The organism is Streptomyces sp. NPDC037389, assembly GCF_040636475.1.
Lineage (GTDB): Bacteria > Actinomycetota > Actinomycetes > Streptomycetales > Streptomycetaceae > Streptomyces > Streptomyces hesseae.
The window spans coordinates 89,582-105,044 of the sequence record NZ_JBEZUS010000001.1 but is presented as its reverse complement, the minus strand read 5'-3'; the positions used below and the strand labels follow the sequence as shown (position 1 = coordinate 105,044).

The window sequence follows — 15,463 nt, the reverse complement described above, 5'->3', positions numbered from 1 at the left end:
TCCGGATGCCGCCGGGGCCAAAAGGTTTGGCATCATCTCGGCATGGGCATAGTCGCGGGGTTGGGCAGTTCCTCCGAGGGCACGAGCGTCGTCGTCTGCGACGCGGAGTCGGGAGCCGTGCTGCGGCAGGGCTACGCGCCCCATCCGGCGTCCGCTCCCGAGGGTGACCCACAGGCATGGCTGATCTCGCTGGGCGAGGCGGCCACCGGCGGAGTCCTGGAGGGCGTCCAGGCCATCGGCGTCGCCGCCCAGCAGCACGGGCTGCTGACGCTGGACGCGGGCGGCGTCCTCGTCCGCCCCGCCCTCCTCGGCAACGACAGGCGCGTCCAGGCCGCCGCGGCCGAGCTGACCGACGCCCTGGGCGGCCGGGCCGCGTGGGCGGAGGCCGTCGGTTCGGTGCCGCAGGCCGGGCAGGCCGTGGCGAAGCTGCGCTGGCTGGCCCGTAACGAGCCGGAGTCCGCGGCCCGGGTGGCAACCGTCCTCCAGCCGCACGACTGGCTGGTCTGGCAGCTGCTGGGCCGCCCGGTACGGTGCGCGACCGACCGCGGCGACGCCTCCGGCACGGGCTTCTGGTCCGCGGCCACGGGCGAGTGGCGGCCCGATCTGGTGGAGCTGGCCCTGGGCCGCCAGGCGACGCTCCCGGACGTGCTGGGGCCCGCCGAGCCGGCCGGGCACACCCCCGAGGGGCTGCTGATCTCCGCCGGTACGGGCGAGACGATGGCGGCGGCCTTCGGGCTGGGCGTGGGGCCGGGCGACGCGGTGGTCTCGCTGGGCGCCTCGGGCTCCGTCTTCGCCGTCCACCACTCCGCGCTCGCGGACGCGACCGGCACCATCACGTCCTTCGCCGACGCGACCGGCATGCACCTGCCCGTCGTCCACACCCTCAACGCCGTGCGGGTCCTGCGCGGCACCGCCGAGATGCTCGGCACGGACCTGCCGGGCCTCTCCGAGCTCGCCCTGCGCTCCTCCGCCGGCTCCTACGGGCTGGTGCTGCTGCCCTACCTGGAGGGCGAGCGGACCCCGCACCTGCCCCACACGGCGGGCACGCTGGCCGGCCTGCGGCGCGAGAGCATGAAGCCCGAGCACCTGGCCCGGGCGGCCTTCGAGGGCATGCTGTGCGGCCTCACGGACGCCCTGGACGTGCTGCGCGGGCGCGGCGTCGAGGTGCGCCGGGTGTTCCTGCTGGGCGCGGCCGCCGAACTGCCGGCCGTGCAGGCGATCGCGCCGTCGCTGTTCGGGGCGCAGGTCGTCGTGCCGCAGCCGGCCGACTACGCGGCGCTGGGCGCGGCCCGGCAGGCGGCCTGGGCGCTGGGCGCGCAGCAGGGCGTGCTGTCCCCGCAGCAGCCCCCGCTGTGGCCCGCGGCGGCCAGTCAGGTCTTCGACGTCGCGGGCGAGGACCTGCCGGTCGGGCAGGCGGTGCGCCGGCAGTACGCGACCGTGCGCGAGCAGACCCACCCGGGAGCCTTCGACGCGGGCCGGTGAGACGCGGGCCAATGACCCGTGTGCCCGTGTGGGCCCGCTCAGTCCAGATAGCCGCGCAGCTGGTCGGCGAAGGCGTGGTCGCGCAGCTTGTTGAGGGTCTTGGACTCGATCTGGCGGATGCGTTCCCTGGTGACGCCGAAGATCCGGCCGATCTCCTCCAGGGTGCGCGGCCGGCCGTCGACGAGCCCGTAGCGCAGCTGGACGACCTTGCGCTCGCGCTCGCCGAGGGTGGAGAGCACGGCCTCCAGGTGCTCGCGCAGCAGCAGGAAGGCGGCCGACTCCACGGGCGATGCGGCGTCGCCGTCCTCGATGAGGTCGCCGAGGGCGACGTCGTCCTCCTCGCCGACGGGCGCGTGCAGCGACACCGGTTCCTGGGCCAGCCGCAGGACCTCGCTGACGCGTTCCTCGGACAGGTCGAGGGTGGCGGCGACCTCCTCGGCGGTGGGTTCGCAGCCGCGCTCCTGGAGCATCCGCCGCTGGACGCGCACCACCCGGTTGATCAGCTCGACGACGTGGACGGGGACGCGGATGGTCCGGGCCTGGTCGGCCAGCGCCCGGGACATCGCCTGACGGATCCACCAGGTCGCGTACGTCGAGAACTTGTAGCCGCGCGCGTAGTCGAACTTCTCAACCGCCCTGATGAGACCGAGGTTTCCCTCCTGGACGAGGTCGAGCATCGTCAGCCCGCGGCCGATGTAGCGCTTGGCGACGGAGACGACGAGGCGCAGATTCGCCTCGATGAGACGGCGCTTGGCCATCCTGCCGAGCACGACCAGCCGGTCGAGGTCGAGGGCGAGCTGGGTGTCGAGGTCCGGGGTGCTGCCGAGCTTCTCCTCGGCGAACAGGCCCGCCTCGACACGGCGGGCGAGCTCCACCTCCTCGGCGGCGGAGAGCAGCGGGATCCGGCCGATCTCCCTCAGGTACTGGCGGAAGAGGTCGGAGGAAGGGCTGCTCGTATCGGCCCGTGCGGCCCGTGCGGCCCGTTCGGGGACCGGCTCCGGGGCGGGATCGTCGGGGAGGGCCAGGGTCTCGGACGCTGGCGGCTCGGCCTGCTGGGGCACCGCCGCCAGCGGGTGTGCCGGGGCCTTCAGGGTCGGGGTCCGGGTCTGCACGGGGGCGACCTCCAGGTGATCGCTGCTGAGGCGGCAGAACGAGCGGCTGGACGTACGGCGGCCGGGGAGCCGGCGCGGCGTCGGACATCGGGGGATTCCGGTCCGGCACACCGGACCTCCCGCGCTCCGGGCCCCCTAGAGGCACCGCCCACCAGTGTGGGGCACGACGCGTGCCCGCCACGAGGGGCGTGCGCTCACTTTCTGAGCCCGGGTCGTGACCGGGCGCTTACGTTTTCCTCCCGCCGCGACGGCGCTCAGCCCCCGCCGGGGAGCCCGGCGGTGCCGTACCGACGTTTTCGGGTGCGGCCCGGTGGCCGGTTTGTGCCCGCCCTCCCCCAGCTACCGCTGGGAGGTGCCCCCCCAGCCCCGCGGAACGCCTGCCCACGAACGGGCCGGCTACTACAGCGCCGCTGCCCCGCGGTCCTTCAGGGCACGCCCGTACTGCTCCAGGACCCACAGCTCGTTCTGGACGGCGGCCAGGTGCTCGGGGTCGGGGCGGTCGCCGAGGCGGACGAGGCCGGCCTGGACGTCCTGGATGCGCCGCTCGACGGCCCGCAGCCGCACCTGGACGAGCTGGACGCCCGCGTAGACCTCGTCGACGGTCTTCGCGCGCACCGCCTCGACGGCGAGCTCGGTCACCAGGGAACGCACCGTGTCGTCGGGAGCGGCGTCGCGGACCTTCGCGAGATAGCCGGCGTCGGCACCCGTGACGCCGCCGGCCGCCTCGACGGCGCGGCGCACGAGCACGTACGGCGCGGCGGTGAACTCGTCCTCGCCGTACGCGTCGAAGGCCGGGGCCACCAGGTGGGGGTGCTGAAGGGCGAGCTTGAGCAGCTCGCGCTCGGTGAGCGCGGCCGGACTGCGCAGATTGAGCGCGGGCCCGCGCGCGGCCTGCGGCTGCGGCGCGGCGGCCGGGGGCGCGCTCTGCCGGGTGGGCGTACGGCCGTCGGGGCGCTGGCCCCGCTCGCGGGCCCAGCGGGCGAGCTGGCCGACGCGGCGGACCACGAACTGGGTGTCGAGGATGCCGAGCATGCCCGCGAGCTGGACGGCGTACTCGTGCTGGATGGAGCTGTTCTTGATGTTGGCCACGATGGGCGCGGCCGCCTCCAGGGCGGCGGCGCGGCCCTCGGCGGTGTCCAGGTTGTGGCGGGCGACGCCCTGGCGGATGGCGAAGGCGAACAGCGGGGTGCGGGATTCGACCAGGGCCGCCACGGCGGCGTCGCCCTCGGCGAGGCGCAGCTCGCAGGGGTCCATGCCGCCGGGGGTGATGGCGATGGAGGTCTCGGCGGCGAACTTCTGGTCGTCCTCGAAGGCGCGCAGGGCGGCCTTCTGGCCGGCGGCGTCGCCGTCGAAGGTGAAGACGACCTCGGAGGCGGCGTTGTCCATCAGCAGCCGCCGCAGGATCTTGATGTGGTCGCCCGCGAAGGCGGTGCCGCAGGTGGCGATGGCGGTGGTGACGCCGGCCAGGTGGCAGGCCATGACGTCGGTGTAGCCCTCGACGACGACGGCGCGGTCGGTCTTGGCGATGTCCTTCTTGGCGAGGTCGATGCCGTAGAGGACGTGCGACTTCTTGTAGATCGCCGTCTCGGGGGTGTTGAGGTACTTCGGGCCGTTGTCGTCGTCGCGGAGCTTGCGGGCGCCGAAGCCGATGACCTCGCCGGTGATGTCGCGGATGGGCCACATCAGACGGCCGCGGAAGCGGTCGATGGGCTTGCCGCTGCGGCTGTCCTGGGCGAGGCCGGAGAGCAGCAGCTCCTTGTCGGAGAAGCCCTTGCCGCGCAGGAAGCGGGTGAGGTGATCCCAGCCGGCCGGGCTGTAGCCCACGCCGAAGTGCTCGGCGGCGGCCTGGTCGAAGCCCCGGCCCGCCAGGAACTTCCGGCCGATCTCGGCCTCGGGGCTCGCCAGCTGGTCCGCGTAGAACCGGGCGGCGATCTTGTGGGCCTCGATCAGGCGGATGCGCTCGCCCTGCTGGCGGCCCGGGGTGTAGCCGCCCTCCTCGTAGCGCAGGGTGATGCCGGCCTGGGAGGCCAGGCGCTCGATCGTCTCGGAGAAGGAGAGGTGGTCGATCTTCATGATGAAGTCGACGGTGTCCCCGCCCTCCTGGCAGCCGAAGCAGTAGAAGAGCCCCTTGGCGGGGCTCACCTGGAAGGACGGGGACTTCTCGTCGTGGAAGGGGCAGAGGCCCTTGAGGTTTCCGCCGCCCGCGTTGCGCAGCTGGAGGTACTCGGACACGACGGCGTCGATCGGGACCGCGTCCCGGACCGCCTTCACGTCGTCATCGTTGATCCTGCCTGCCACGCCGTGAATTCTACGGCCGGGCACCGACAGCGCGGGCCCTCATGGCTACGGCACGAAGGACCGCAGGGGCACGGAGGGGTCGGCGAGGGCGTCGAGGTCCGGGCGGGCACCGGCGCGGATGAGTTTCTGGATGTCCTCGGTGACGTCCCACACATTGACGTTCATCCCGGCGAGGACCCGGCCCTCGGCGAGCCAGAAGGCGATGAACTCGCGCTTGCCCACGTCGCCCCGGCAGACGACCTGGTCGTAGGAGCCGGGCGGTGCGTAGCCGGAGTACTCCATGCCGACGTCGTACTGGTCGGAGAAGAAGTACGGCACCCGGTCGTAGGAGACCTCCTGGCCGAGCATGGCGCGGGCGGCGGCGGGGCCCTCGTTGAGGGCGTTGGCCCAGTGCTCCACGCGCAGGCGGGTGCCCAGCCATGGGTGCTCGGCGGCGGCGACGTCGCCCGCGGCGTAGATGTCGGGGTCGGAGGTGCGCAGGGAGGCGTCGACGGCGATGCCACCCCCGTCGGCGCGGTCGACGAGGGCGAGGCCGGCGGCTTCGGCGAGGGCGGTGCGGGGGGCGGCGCCGATGGCGGCGAGGACGTCGTGGGCGGGGTGCTCCTCGCCGTCGTCGGTGCGGGCGGCCAGGACCATGCCGTCGTGGCCGGCGATGTCGGTGAGGCGGGCGCCGAAGTGGAAGCGGACGCCGTGCTCGGCGTGGAGGTCGGTGAAGAGCTGGCCGAGTTCGGGGCCGAGGACGGTGTGCAGCGGGGTGGGCTCGGGCTCGACGACGGTGACCTCGGCGCCGTAGCCGCGGGCGGCGGCGGCGACCTCCAGGCCGATCCAGCCGGCTCCGGCGATCACGAGGTGGCCGTTATCCCGGCCGAGGGAGGACAGCACGCCGCGCAGCCGCTCGGCGTGGGCGAGGCGGCGCAGGTGGTGGACGCCGGCGAGGCCGGTGCCGGGGATGTCGAGGCGGCGGGGCTCGGCGCCGGTGGCCAGCAGCAGCTTGTCGTAGTGGACGAGGGTGCCGTCGCCCAGGCGCACGGTTTTCGCGGCCCGGTCGAGGTGGACGGCGGGCTGGCCGAGATGCAGCTCGACGTCGGCTTTGGCGTACCAGTCGGGCTTGTGGACGAAGACGCTGTCCCGGGCGTCGCGGCCCGTGAGGTACCCCTTGGAGAGCGGGGGCCGCTCGTAGGGGTGCTCGCGTTCGTCGCAGATGAGGATCACCCGGCCGGTGAAGCCCTCCTGCCGGAGGGTCTCGGCCGCCTTGGCGCCGGCCAGTCCTCCTCCGACGATGACGAACGTCTGGTTCGCGTCCACCACTTGCTGCCTCCTCGCTGCCGCCGTGCCACGCCGTGCGTGGTACGGCCATCGGGTCTCACGTCCGCGGGCCGCGCCTCCGGGCGGACCGCGCCACCGCGGAAGGCGCCAACGCCGAGCGTGCCGTACCCCGCGTGCCGCCGGTAGAGGGAGTACCCCGGACGGGGCGGCCCCCGCAAGGGGTCGGGCGGGTCACGTCCGGGGCCGGGCGGCCCCGCCGCCGACGAGCCGGGCGTGGAGGGAGCGGGCGGAGCTGTCGGTCAGGGCGGCGATCTGGTCGACGACCGCGCGCAGCCGCCCGGCGTCGTCCTTCGCCTCGGTCCACAGGGAGTGGAACTGCGGGTCGAGGCCGTCGGGGGCGCGGGCCACCAGGGCCTCGGCGAGCTCGGCGATGACGACGCGCTGTTCGGCGCGGAGCTTCTCCTGGTCCTCGCGCTGCATCACATAGCGGTCGGCGACGGCCTTGAGCACGGCGCACTCCAGGCGGGTGCCCCGGGGGACGACCAGTTCGGCCCGGTACCGGGTGAGCCGACCGGGCCCGTGGGTGGACCGGGTGGCCTCCTCCGCCGCCAGGCAGAAACGGCCGATGAGCTGGCTCGTCGCGTCCTTCAGGCTCGCCTGGGAGACGGCCGAGCCGTCATAGCCGTGCGGCCACCACTCCTGCTCCAGGAGCCGGTCGAGGGCATCGGCGAGCTCGTCGGGGGCGGCGCCCGGGGCGTAGCGGCCGGCGGCGACGGCGAAGATCTCCCGGCGCTCGGACTCGGCGAGCAGGACGTGGGGGTCGAGGTGGCCGGCGTGGAGGCCGTCCTCGACATCGTGCACGGAGTAGGCGACGTCGTCGGCCCAGTCCATGACCTGGGCCTCGAAGCTGCGGCGGTGGCCGGGGGCGCCCTGGCGCAGCCAGGCGAAGACGGGCATGTCGTCGGCGTAGACGCCGAACTTCGGGGAGTCCGGGTCGGTGGGGTGGCCGCCCTGCGGCCAGGGGTACTTGGTGGCGGCGTCCAGGGCGGCGCGCGTCAGGTTGAGGCCGACGCTGACGACCTCGCCGGTGGCGGGGACGGTGACGAAGCGCTTGGGCTCCAGGCGGGTGAGCAGCCGCAGCGACTGGGCGTTGCCCTCGAAACCGCCGCAGGGTCCGGCGACTTCGTTGAGCGCCTGCTCGCCGTTGTGGCCGAAGGGCGGATGGCCGAGGTCGTGGGCCAGGCAGGCGACCTCCACCAGGTCGGGGTCGCAGCCGAGGGCGGCGCCCAGCTCCCGGCCGACCTGGGCGCACTCCAGGGAGTGCGTCAGCCGGGTGCGGGGGCTGGCGTCCCAGGCGCGGGCGCTGGTGCCGGGGGTGACCACCTGGGTCTTGCCGGCCAGCCGGCGCAGCGCCGCGGAGTGCAGCACCCGCGCCCGGTCGCGCTGGAAGGCGGTGCGGCCCGGCCGTTTGTCGGGCTCGGGCGCCCACCGCTCCAGGTCGGCCGGGTCGTATCCGGCGATGCCGTCCTGCTCTGTCACGGGCCCTGCTGCGCTGCCGTTCATACCCCCGACGGTAGCCCCAGGGTGTGACAGCAGCGATGCGTGCGGGGGTCTTCGAGGGGCTCTTCGCGGGGGCCTCCGCCGGTGCCGGGGCGCTCCGGGAACCCGCGGCTCCGCCGCGACGTTGGCCCTTCGCGATACGGGGGAGGTCCATATGGGTGTGACGAGCGGTGCCGGGCTGCCCGGACTGCGGTACCGGCTGCGCCGGGCGCGGCCACGGCTGCGGCTGCCCGCGACCGTCGCCGGGCGGCGGCGGGCGGTGCGGGGCGTGATGGCGGGCTGTGTGCTGGCGCTCCTGCCCGTCACCTGGGTGCACGCGGCGGGCACGCCCCGGGTGCGGACCGCCGGTGACGTCCCGGCGGCCCCGGTCGCCATGGTCTTCGGCGCGGGCCTGTGGGGCGGCAAGCCGTCCCCGTACCTGGCCCACCGGCTGGACACGGCGGTGGACCTGTACCGCGCGGGCAAGGTCCGGGTGCTGCTGGTGACGGGCGACAACAGCCGTGACGACTACGACGAACCTGACGCGATGCGCGCGTATCTGACGAGACGCGGGGTGCCCGGCGACCGGATCGTCAGCGACTTCGCCGGTTTCGACACCTGGGACTCGTGCGCCCGCGCCAAACGGGTCTTCGGGGTGGACCGGGCGGTCCTGATCAGCCAGGACTTCCACATACGGCGCGCGGTGGCGCTGTGCGGGGCGGCCGGCATCGACGCGTACGGCGTCGGGGCGGGCGAGAAGCACGACATCACCTGGCTGGCGGGCGGGGCCCGGGAGGTCCTCGCCGCGGGCAAGGCCGCGCTGGACGCGGTCGTACGGCCCAGCCCGGTCTTCCTGGGCCCGCACGAGCCGGGCGTGGAGCGGGCGCTGGAGACGGCGGGGCGGTAGGCCGTACGACCTCTACGGTCATACGGCAGCTACGGTCATACGGCAGCTACGGTCAGGTGAGCCGCACCACCCACGCCAGCGGCGTCCAGTCGTCCTTGTACGTACTCACCAGCATCTGGTCGCGGTCGTTGAGCGCCTCCACGGTCACCGGCCTGTCGCCGCCCGGAAGGTCCAGCAGTTCGTCGAGGCGGTGGATGCCGCCGTGCGGTTCCCACACCACCGGCACGGTGCGGTAGTCGCTCGCGGAGGTACGGGCGACACCGGCGATCCAGCCGTGGCTGTTGACGGAGGTGGCCTCACCGCCGAAGCCGAGGTCCGGCAGCTCCCGTGGCTCGGTGGGCTCGTCCCAGCGGGTCGGGACGACGCTCAGCCCGCCCGGGCGCAGCTGCCCGCCGACGAGCACGTTCCGGTTGCTGACGCCCCGGGCCCAGGTCGAGGTCGTCCCCTCCACGGTGGGCGCGTAGGTCTCCGTCCGGCCGTCGGGGTGCCAGACGGCGGCGGTGTTGCCGAGGCTCCCGGCGATCAGGCCCTCGTCGTTGACGGCCACGGCGGTCGTGCCGCCCTTCAGCGGGCCCAGTGACCGGAATCCGGCACCGGGGTTCCAGCGGTAGTACGTGAGGACGGGCTCGGGGCGCGGGCGCGGTCCGGGGCCGGGGCCGATCCAGTGGTAGGCCTTGAGGATCACGGATCCGTCCGCGCCGATCCGGGCGGAGTTCTCGTCGACCGCCGTCTCGCCGGCGGGAATGCCGGGCTTGGTGACGTTCCCGTCGGCGTCCCACAGGACCAGGCCGTCCTTGTAGTGCGCGCCCACGACCCGGCCGTCGTCGGTGAGGCCGGTGGGATTCGTACCGGGCGCTCCTCCGAGTGCCCGGCGCTCGCCCGTCTCCGGGTTCCACAGCGTGGGCTCGCCCTCTTTGGTCCTGAACACGAGCTCGCCGTGTCTGTTCACGGCGGAGGCGACGTGCTCGCCCGCCAGCTCGGCGACCACGCGCGCGTGGACACGTTTTCCCCCGGCGGTGGCCGTTCCGGCCGGGACCAGCGCTCCCAGCAGCACCGCCGTGGCGACGGCGGCACGGCCCCAACTCCTCGGCATGGTTGCCCTCCCTTTGTTCGACTGCGGAGGAGGACACCGTGCTCGCACACCCGACCGACGCGCTCCCGGAACGCCGTCACTGGCGGTTTCCCGTCACCGCCGGGGGCGCGTCACCGCCGGGGTTCACGGCCGTTGATGGCGTCCAGGTAGAGCTTGAAGATCTCGTCGTCGTTGACGGGGCTGTAGGAGACCCGGTCGGCGTCATCGCCGTCGGGGCCGCCGCCGTTGAGGCCGCCGAGGACGCCGACGAGGTCGCCCGTTCCGGCCTTCTCGCTGAAGTGGAGGAGCCAGGGGCTGCCCGAGGTGCCCGAGGTGAACCCGTCGCAGCGCATTTTGAGCTGGTTGTGCCCCGCCAGCCGGGCGGTCAGGGCCGCGCAGCGGACGGCCTGGTCGGCGGGGTCGCTGTCGGCGCTCGGGTAGCCGATGACGGTGACAAGATTGGTGAAGCCGGGCGTGCGGACCAGCCGGTTGGCGCCCGTGACCCGCTCGATCTGGCGGCCCCGGCCGTCGGGTCTGACCGTGGCGAAGGCGAAGTCCAGGTCGGAGCCGTCGCCGTAGTCGTCGCGCCGGGGGTCGGCGAAGGCGCGGTCCACGGTCCACACCCCGTACGGCTGGGCACCCGCGCCCTGCTGGTAGTCCGGGACGAAGGAGGCGCCCTCACTGAAGCCGCAGTGGCCGGCGGTGACGATGAGGTTGCCCTTGGGGCTGTGCACCACGCTGGCCGTGCAGTGGTGGTCCTTCATGTCCTCGCCGGCGTAGAAGAGCACGCCGACCGAGGGCACCCCGTCGAAGTGGCGCGCGCTGCCGGAGATCCGCCGGACCCCGCTCGCGGCGCCGTCCGCGCCGTCGGCGGTGTCCGCCGTACGGGTGGGCCCCCAGAAGCGGCGGGCCTCCGCGCTGGACCAGTTGCCGCCCCGCCCGTGACCGCCGGCCCCCCTGGGCACGGCGGCCGCGAGCGCGACGACGTACAGGCCCGCGAGCACGGCCCGGACCCAAGGGACCCTGGACCACCGGAGGAAAGGCACGAGCACCCCCACCACGTCAGGAAGGCTGTCGACAGGCTAACCGCAACAACCGGGATCGCAGCGCACCGAGCAGCTTTCCGGAAGGTCGGTAGTGCGAATGACCGATGAATTCCCTCGGTACCGTCCGTGCGGGATCGGCTGGATCGGCTGAATCAGCCGTAGAAGGGCCCGTCGTGGTGCCAGCTCGTGGTGCCATAGACGTCGGAGCCCTCGATCGAGACGTCGATGTCGGTGACCTTGAGGCCGTACTGCACGGGAGTGGTGCCCGGGGCGCAGTCGACCTTCACGGCGGGGAAGTTCATGGAGAACTGCGGCCCGAAGTCCCGCTCCGGGTTCCCGCGGAACATGTTCGTGATCCACCCCGGGTCGGCGTAGTAGTACCAGGACAGGAGCGGGGTCCGCTCCGTCCGCACCACGAAGGCGGTGGACCAGTCGAACGTGCCGTCGGCCGTGCGGCAGCCGAAGGTGCGGGCGGTGTCGGCGGTGGCCTTGAACCAGTTGTGCCCGCCGTACTTGCCGGCGAGGTAGCCGGGCTGGGAACGGACGTTGTGCAGGGTCACGTCGAGGGTGAAGCCGCCGCAGCCGGGCGTGGGGTCGTACTCGTGGTACTTGAGCAGGCAGGCGTTCGGCCCGATGCCGGTCGTGGGGTCGGGCGTGTACGGCTGGGGCACGATGAGCTTCCGGCCGAAGACGATCGTCTCGTCGATGCCGCCGGGCGTGGCCGCCGGGGCGGAGTCCCGTTGGGTGGCGTGGGCCGGGGCCGTGCCGCCCAGGACGAGCCCGGTGGCGGCCAGCAGGGCGAGGAGCACCCGCGCCGGCACGTTTCTTCTTCGCATGATCATGTCAGCGATATCCCCCCATGAGGTGATGGAGGTGAGCCACCGTAAGGGGAAAGGGTGAACGTCCGTAAGAAGCGCGTTCCGGCCGCCGCACGGGTACTGTCGGCCGCATGACTGGCTGGAGAGCTGAGGACATCCCCGACCAGAGCGGCCGCACCGCCGTGGTCACCGGCGCCAACAGCGGCATCGGCTATGTGACGGCGCGGGAACTGGCCCGGCGGGGCGCGCGGGTGGTGCTGGCCTGCCGGGACGCCACCCGGGGCAAGGCGGCCGAGGAGCTGATGCGAGCTCAGGTGCCGGACGCGGACCTACGGTTGGCGACACTGGACCTCGCCGACCTGTCGTCGGTACGGGCCTTCGCGAAGGAACTCCCGGACCAGCGCGTCGATCTGCTGATGAACAACGCCGGGGTGATGGCGCTGCCGCAGCGCAGGACCGTGGACGGCTTCGAGATGCAGTTCGGCACCAACCACCTCGGCCACTTCGCGCTGACGGGCCTGCTGCTGGACCGGCTGCGCGCCGCCGGCCCCGGGGCGCGGGTGGTGACCGTCTCCAGCGGGCTGCACCTCCTCGGCACGGTCGACCCGCGCGATGTGCAGATGGACCGCCGCTACCGGCGCTGGATCGCCTACGGCCGTTCGAAGAGCGCCAATCTGCTGTTCACGCACGAGCTGTCGCGCCGGCTGACGGCCGAGGGCGGGTCCGTCGTGGCGGCGGCCGCGCACCCGGGGTACGCGGCGACCAATCTCCAGACAGCGGGTGCCCGGATGGAGGAGCGGGCCTGGATGGAGCGGGGCGCGGAGCTCCTGAACCGTGTCGTCGCGCAGAGCGCGGAGGACGGGGCGCTGCCGTCGCTCTACGCCGCCACGGCGGCGGGCGTACGCCAGGACGACTTCATCGGCCCGCGCGTCCAGCTGTTGCGCGGCGCGCCGACGCGCTCGGTACGAGCGTGGTGGACACGCGACGACCGGGCGAGCGCGGGCCTGTGGGCGGTGTCGGAGCGGCTGACGGGCGTGACGTATCCCTGAGTAGGGCGTCGCGCCGGGGTGGGGGTGGGGGCGGCCTGGACACCGCCGGGCCCTGCCTCCGCTCCCGTCTCCGCTCCCGTCCCTACTCCAGCCCCGCCGACCGCAGCAGCCTGCGCGCGCCCTCGCTGTCGATGCGGTCCGCCAGCGCGCCCAGGGGCATCGCGCCCTCGCGCAGCAGGCCGCTCTCGCGGGCGCGGCGCGCGCCCGTGTCGAGGTGGTGCCAGAGCAGTGGGTTCGCGGTCAGGACCTTGGGGTCGAACTCCACGCGGTTGCCCGCCACATCCCGCAGCACCAGCCTCGGTGACATGCCGTCCGATCTGCGCACCCGGGTGAGCAGATCGGTGCGTACCCGGCGCTCGCGCAGCAGGCCCCGCACCGCCAGCCAGTTCTCGCCGGCGGTGACGCGCGCGGGCCACAGCACGGCGACGAGCGTCATGGCGATGACCGTCCAGCAGCCGCCGCGCGGCCAGTTGACGCTGCCCCGGGCGACGTCGGCGAGGAGCAGCGCCCCGCCGAGCCCCAGCCCGCACAGCCAGGCCGAGTGGGCTTCGCGCCGCCAGCCGAGGTCCCGGGCGAGGACGCGCCCCGACGCCCCGGGCTTCCCGGGCTTCCCGGCGTGTGTCCGTCGTACGTAGCCACCGTGCCGCGCTCGTAACGTCTGTCGCCGTCCCATGCTCCTGACGCTAGAACCGCTGACCGAACGCGGCGCGGGATGTTGACGGCGTGCTGACGTGGCGTTGGCCAATCCTTGCGCCGCCCTGACGCCCCTCCCTCCTCCCTCGTCAATAACGCGTATGGAAACCGCCAAAGCGCGCCAAGAGGCCGCCAAGGCCGGTCGCGACCCTCTCTGCCCGAGCGCACGCTGAGCGCTCGGACACCACGGAGGTACGACAAAACATGTCCATGCTGGCCAATTCGGAGAACGCCGCCGGCACCGGCGAGGAACCGCCTGATACCGGCGCCGCGCGGTCCGCCGAGGACCGGCACCGGTTGACGGCCGTCCAGGGCCTGGCGGCCCTGTCGCTCGACGCGATGGCGTCGGTGGCGTACGGGCCCGAGTCGATCGTTCTCGTACTGGCGGCGGCCGGGGCGCACGGCCTCGGGTTCACGCTGCCGGTCACGCTCGCGATCGCCGCCCTGCTGGCTGTCCTCGTCGCCTCCTACCGGCAGGTCATCGCGGCGTTCCCCGACGGCGGCGGCTCCTACGCGGTCGCCAAGCGGCACCTGGGCCGACGCACCAGTCTGTTCACGGCGGCCTCCCTGGTCCTGGACTACGTGCTGAACGTGGCGGTCTCGGTCACCGCCGGCGTCGCCGCCCTGACCTCCGCCTTCCCCTCCCTCTACGCGGACCGGCTGTGGATCTGCCTGGCCGTGCTGGTCCTGGTCACCGGCGTCAATCTGCGCGGCATCGTGGAATCCGCCAAGGCGTTCATCGTGCCGACCGCCGTCTTCGTGGGCTCGATTCTCGCCATGATCGTCGTGGGGCTCTTCCGCTCCGCCCCCGCGAGCACCGAGGCCGCCACCGGGCACGCCTCCGCGCTGGCCGGGAACGCCACCGCCGTCGGCGCGCTCCTGCTGCTGAAGGCCTTCGCCGCGGGCTGCTCCGCCCTCACCGGCGTCGAGGCCGTCGCCAACGCCGTCCCGTCCTTCCGCGCCCCCGCCACCCGGCGGGCGCAGCGCACGGAGGTCGCCCTCGGCGCGCTGCTCGGCGTCATGCTGATCGGCCTGTCGGTGCTGATCGGCCGCTTCCACCTCCAGCCGGTCGAGGGCGTCACCGTCCTCGCCCAGCTCGCGGACGCCTCGCTCGGCCACAACTGGGCCTTCTACGTGGTGCAGTTCGCCACCGTCGTGCTGCTGGCGCTGGCCGCGAACACGTCCTTCGGTGGGCTTCCGGTCCTGATGGGCCTGCTGGCCCGCGACAACTACCTGCCGCACGTCTTCGGCCTCAAGGCCGACCGCCAGGTCCACCGCCACGGCGTACTGGCGCTGGCCGCCGTCTCCGCGCTGCTGCTGGTCTTCTCCGGTGGCGACGTCAACACGCTCGTGCCGCTCTTCGCGATCGGCGTGTTCGTCGGCTTCACCATCTGCCAGGTCGGTATGGTGCGCCACTGGCGGCAGGAACGTTCCTCCGGATGGAAGGGCAAGGCACTCCTCAACGGCTTCGGCGCGGTGCTGACGGGTGTGTCGGCGGTGGTCGTCACGGCGACGAAGTTCGCCGAGGGCGCCTGGCTGATCGTGGTGGCGCTCCCGGTGCTGGTGCTGGCCTTCGAGGTGGTCCACCGGGCGTACGAGCGGATCGGCGAGCGGCTGGAGCTGGGCCGGGTGCCGGAGGCGCCGCGTCGCTGCCACTCCGTGGTCGTGGTGCCGGTGTCGTCGCTGTCCCGGCTGACGAGCAAGGCGCTGACGGCGGCGGTGTCGCTGGGCGACGAGGTCGTGGCCGTGACGGTCACCCAGCCGGACGCGGAGGGCCGCCGTGCCGCGGAGTCGCTGCGGCGGGACTGGGAGCTGTGGCGGCCGGGGGTTGATCTGGTCGAACTGCCGGCGCCGACACGGGCGCTGGGGCGGCCGATCGTGGACTACGTCCGCGAACTGTCGGACCGCCACCCGGACACGCGGGTGACGGTGCTGATACCCGAGGTGGAGCCTGCGCGTTTGTGGCAGCGGCTGCTCCAGAACCAGCGGGGCGCGGTCGTCGCCCACGCGGTGCGGCGGGATACGGATGCGGTGATCTGCCGACTGCGGTTCCGGATCGGGGCGCAGCAGGGCTGACCGGCGCGAGGGCCGGGGCCCCCGGGGGGGGGGGGGGGGCAGCGCGCCGGCCGGCCCGGGGGGGTCGGGGGCGCGGGGGGGGGGGGACCCCGCCAGGAGCGGGGA

Annotated in this window: 12 protein-coding genes; 4 read left to right on the top strand and 8 right to left on the bottom strand. The window is 73.6% G+C overall.

Annotated elements, in window-relative coordinates; translation table 11 throughout:
• Positions 1-42 precede the first annotated feature (42 nt).
• Positions 43-1,482 carry an FGGY family carbohydrate kinase gene (locus AB0E98_RS00465; protein ID WP_361696996.1) on the top strand — a complete coding sequence of 480 codons (1,440 nt, stop codon included), beginning with the start codon at positions 43-45 and terminating at the stop codon, positions 1,480-1,482.
• A gap of 38 nt (positions 1,483-1,520) precedes the next feature.
• On the opposite strand, the gene AB0E98_RS00460 is transcribed toward AB0E98_RS00465, so the two are convergent.
• The 4 genes from AB0E98_RS00460 to AB0E98_RS00445 form a co-directional block, all read right to left on the bottom strand.
• Positions 1,521-2,609, bottom strand: a complete 1,089-nt coding sequence (locus tag AB0E98_RS00460) for an RNA polymerase sigma factor (protein ID WP_361698096.1) — start codon at positions 2,607-2,609, stop codon at positions 1,521-1,523.
• Between the two features lie 384 nt (positions 2,610-2,993).
• Complete coding sequence (dnaG, locus tag AB0E98_RS00455; RefSeq protein WP_361696994.1) at positions 2,994-4,892, bottom strand: DNA primase; 1,899 nt, start codon at positions 4,890-4,892, stop codon at positions 2,994-2,996.
• Between the two features lie 45 nt (positions 4,893-4,937).
• Positions 4,938-6,200, bottom strand: coding sequence for an FAD-dependent oxidoreductase (locus AB0E98_RS00450; RefSeq protein WP_361696992.1), 1,263 nt, complete (start codon positions 6,198-6,200; stop codon positions 4,938-4,940).
• A gap of 189 nt (positions 6,201-6,389) precedes the next feature.
• Entirely contained in the window at positions 6,390-7,721 is a 1,332-nt protein-coding gene (locus tag AB0E98_RS00445; protein ID WP_361696990.1) for a deoxyguanosinetriphosphate triphosphohydrolase, read from the bottom strand.
• A gap of 151 nt (positions 7,722-7,872) precedes the next feature.
• Between AB0E98_RS00445 and AB0E98_RS00440 the strand changes: the two genes are divergently transcribed.
• Entirely contained in the window at positions 7,873-8,604 is a 732-nt protein-coding gene (locus AB0E98_RS00440) for an ElyC/SanA/YdcF family protein (RefSeq protein WP_361696988.1), read from the top strand.
• Positions 8,605-8,656: 52 nt separating this feature from the next.
• Here the strand turns inward: AB0E98_RS00440 and AB0E98_RS00435 are convergent, their stop codons facing one another.
• The 3 genes from AB0E98_RS00435 to AB0E98_RS00425 form a co-directional block, all read right to left on the bottom strand.
• Positions 8,657-9,697 carry a hypothetical protein gene (locus tag AB0E98_RS00435; protein WP_361696986.1) on the bottom strand — a complete coding sequence of 347 codons (1,041 nt, stop codon included), beginning with the start codon at positions 9,695-9,697 and terminating at the stop codon, positions 8,657-8,659.
• Between the two features lie 110 nt (positions 9,698-9,807).
• Positions 9,808-10,680, bottom strand: coding sequence for a hypothetical protein (locus AB0E98_RS00430; RefSeq protein WP_361696984.1), 873 nt, complete (start codon positions 10,678-10,680; stop codon positions 9,808-9,810).
• 194 nt (positions 10,681-10,874) lie between these two features.
• A complete protein-coding gene (locus tag AB0E98_RS00425) occupies positions 10,875-11,564 on the bottom strand; it encodes a hypothetical protein (RefSeq protein WP_361696982.1) in 690 nt (229 codons plus the stop codon).
• A 107-nt stretch (positions 11,565-11,671) separates the two neighbouring features.
• On the opposite strand from AB0E98_RS00425, the gene AB0E98_RS00420 reads away from it, so the two are divergent.
• A complete protein-coding gene (locus AB0E98_RS00420; RefSeq protein WP_361696980.1) occupies positions 11,672-12,589 on the top strand; it encodes an oxidoreductase in 918 nt (305 codons plus the stop codon).
• Positions 12,590-12,671: 82 nt separating this feature from the next.
• On the opposite strand, the gene AB0E98_RS00415 is transcribed toward AB0E98_RS00420, so the two are convergent.
• Positions 12,672-13,262 carry a hypothetical protein gene (locus tag AB0E98_RS00415; RefSeq protein WP_361696978.1) on the bottom strand — a complete coding sequence of 197 codons (591 nt, stop codon included), beginning with the start codon at positions 13,260-13,262 and terminating at the stop codon, positions 12,672-12,674.
• Between the two features lie 224 nt (positions 13,263-13,486).
• On the opposite strand from AB0E98_RS00415, the gene AB0E98_RS00410 reads away from it, so the two are divergent.
• A complete protein-coding gene (locus AB0E98_RS00410) occupies positions 13,487-15,358 on the top strand; it encodes an APC family permease (protein WP_361696976.1) in 1,872 nt (623 codons plus the stop codon).
• Positions 15,359-15,463: the final 105 nt, after the last annotated feature.

What these genes read in the sequence shown, in the direction of transcription:
- AB0E98_RS00465 (WP_361696996.1), top strand. Translation starts at nt 43, where the DNA reads ATGGGCATAGTCGCGGGGTTGGGCAGTTCCTCCGAGGGCACGAGCGTC.
- AB0E98_RS00445 (WP_361696990.1), bottom strand. Translation starts at nt 7,721, where the DNA reads ATGAACGGCAGCGCAGCAGGGCCCGTGACAGAGCAGGACGGCATCGCC.
- AB0E98_RS00440 (WP_361696988.1), top strand. Translation starts at nt 7,873, where the DNA reads ATGGGTGTGACGAGCGGTGCCGGGCTGCCCGGACTGCGGTACCGGCTG.
- AB0E98_RS00435 (WP_361696986.1), bottom strand. Translation starts at nt 9,697, where the DNA reads ATGCCGAGGAGTTGGGGCCGTGCCGCCGTCGCCACGGCGGTGCTGCTG.
- AB0E98_RS00425 (WP_361696982.1), bottom strand. Translation starts at nt 11,564, where the DNA reads ATGATCATGCGAAGAAGAAACGTGCCGGCGCGGGTGCTCCTCGCCCTG.
- AB0E98_RS00420 (WP_361696980.1), top strand. Translation starts at nt 11,672, where the DNA reads ATGACTGGCTGGAGAGCTGAGGACATCCCCGACCAGAGCGGCCGCACC.
- AB0E98_RS00415 (WP_361696978.1), bottom strand. Translation starts at nt 13,262, where the DNA reads ATGGGACGGCGACAGACGTTACGAGCGCGGCACGGTGGCTACGTACGA.
- AB0E98_RS00410 (WP_361696976.1), top strand. Translation starts at nt 13,487, where the DNA reads ATGTCCATGCTGGCCAATTCGGAGAACGCCGCCGGCACCGGCGAGGAA.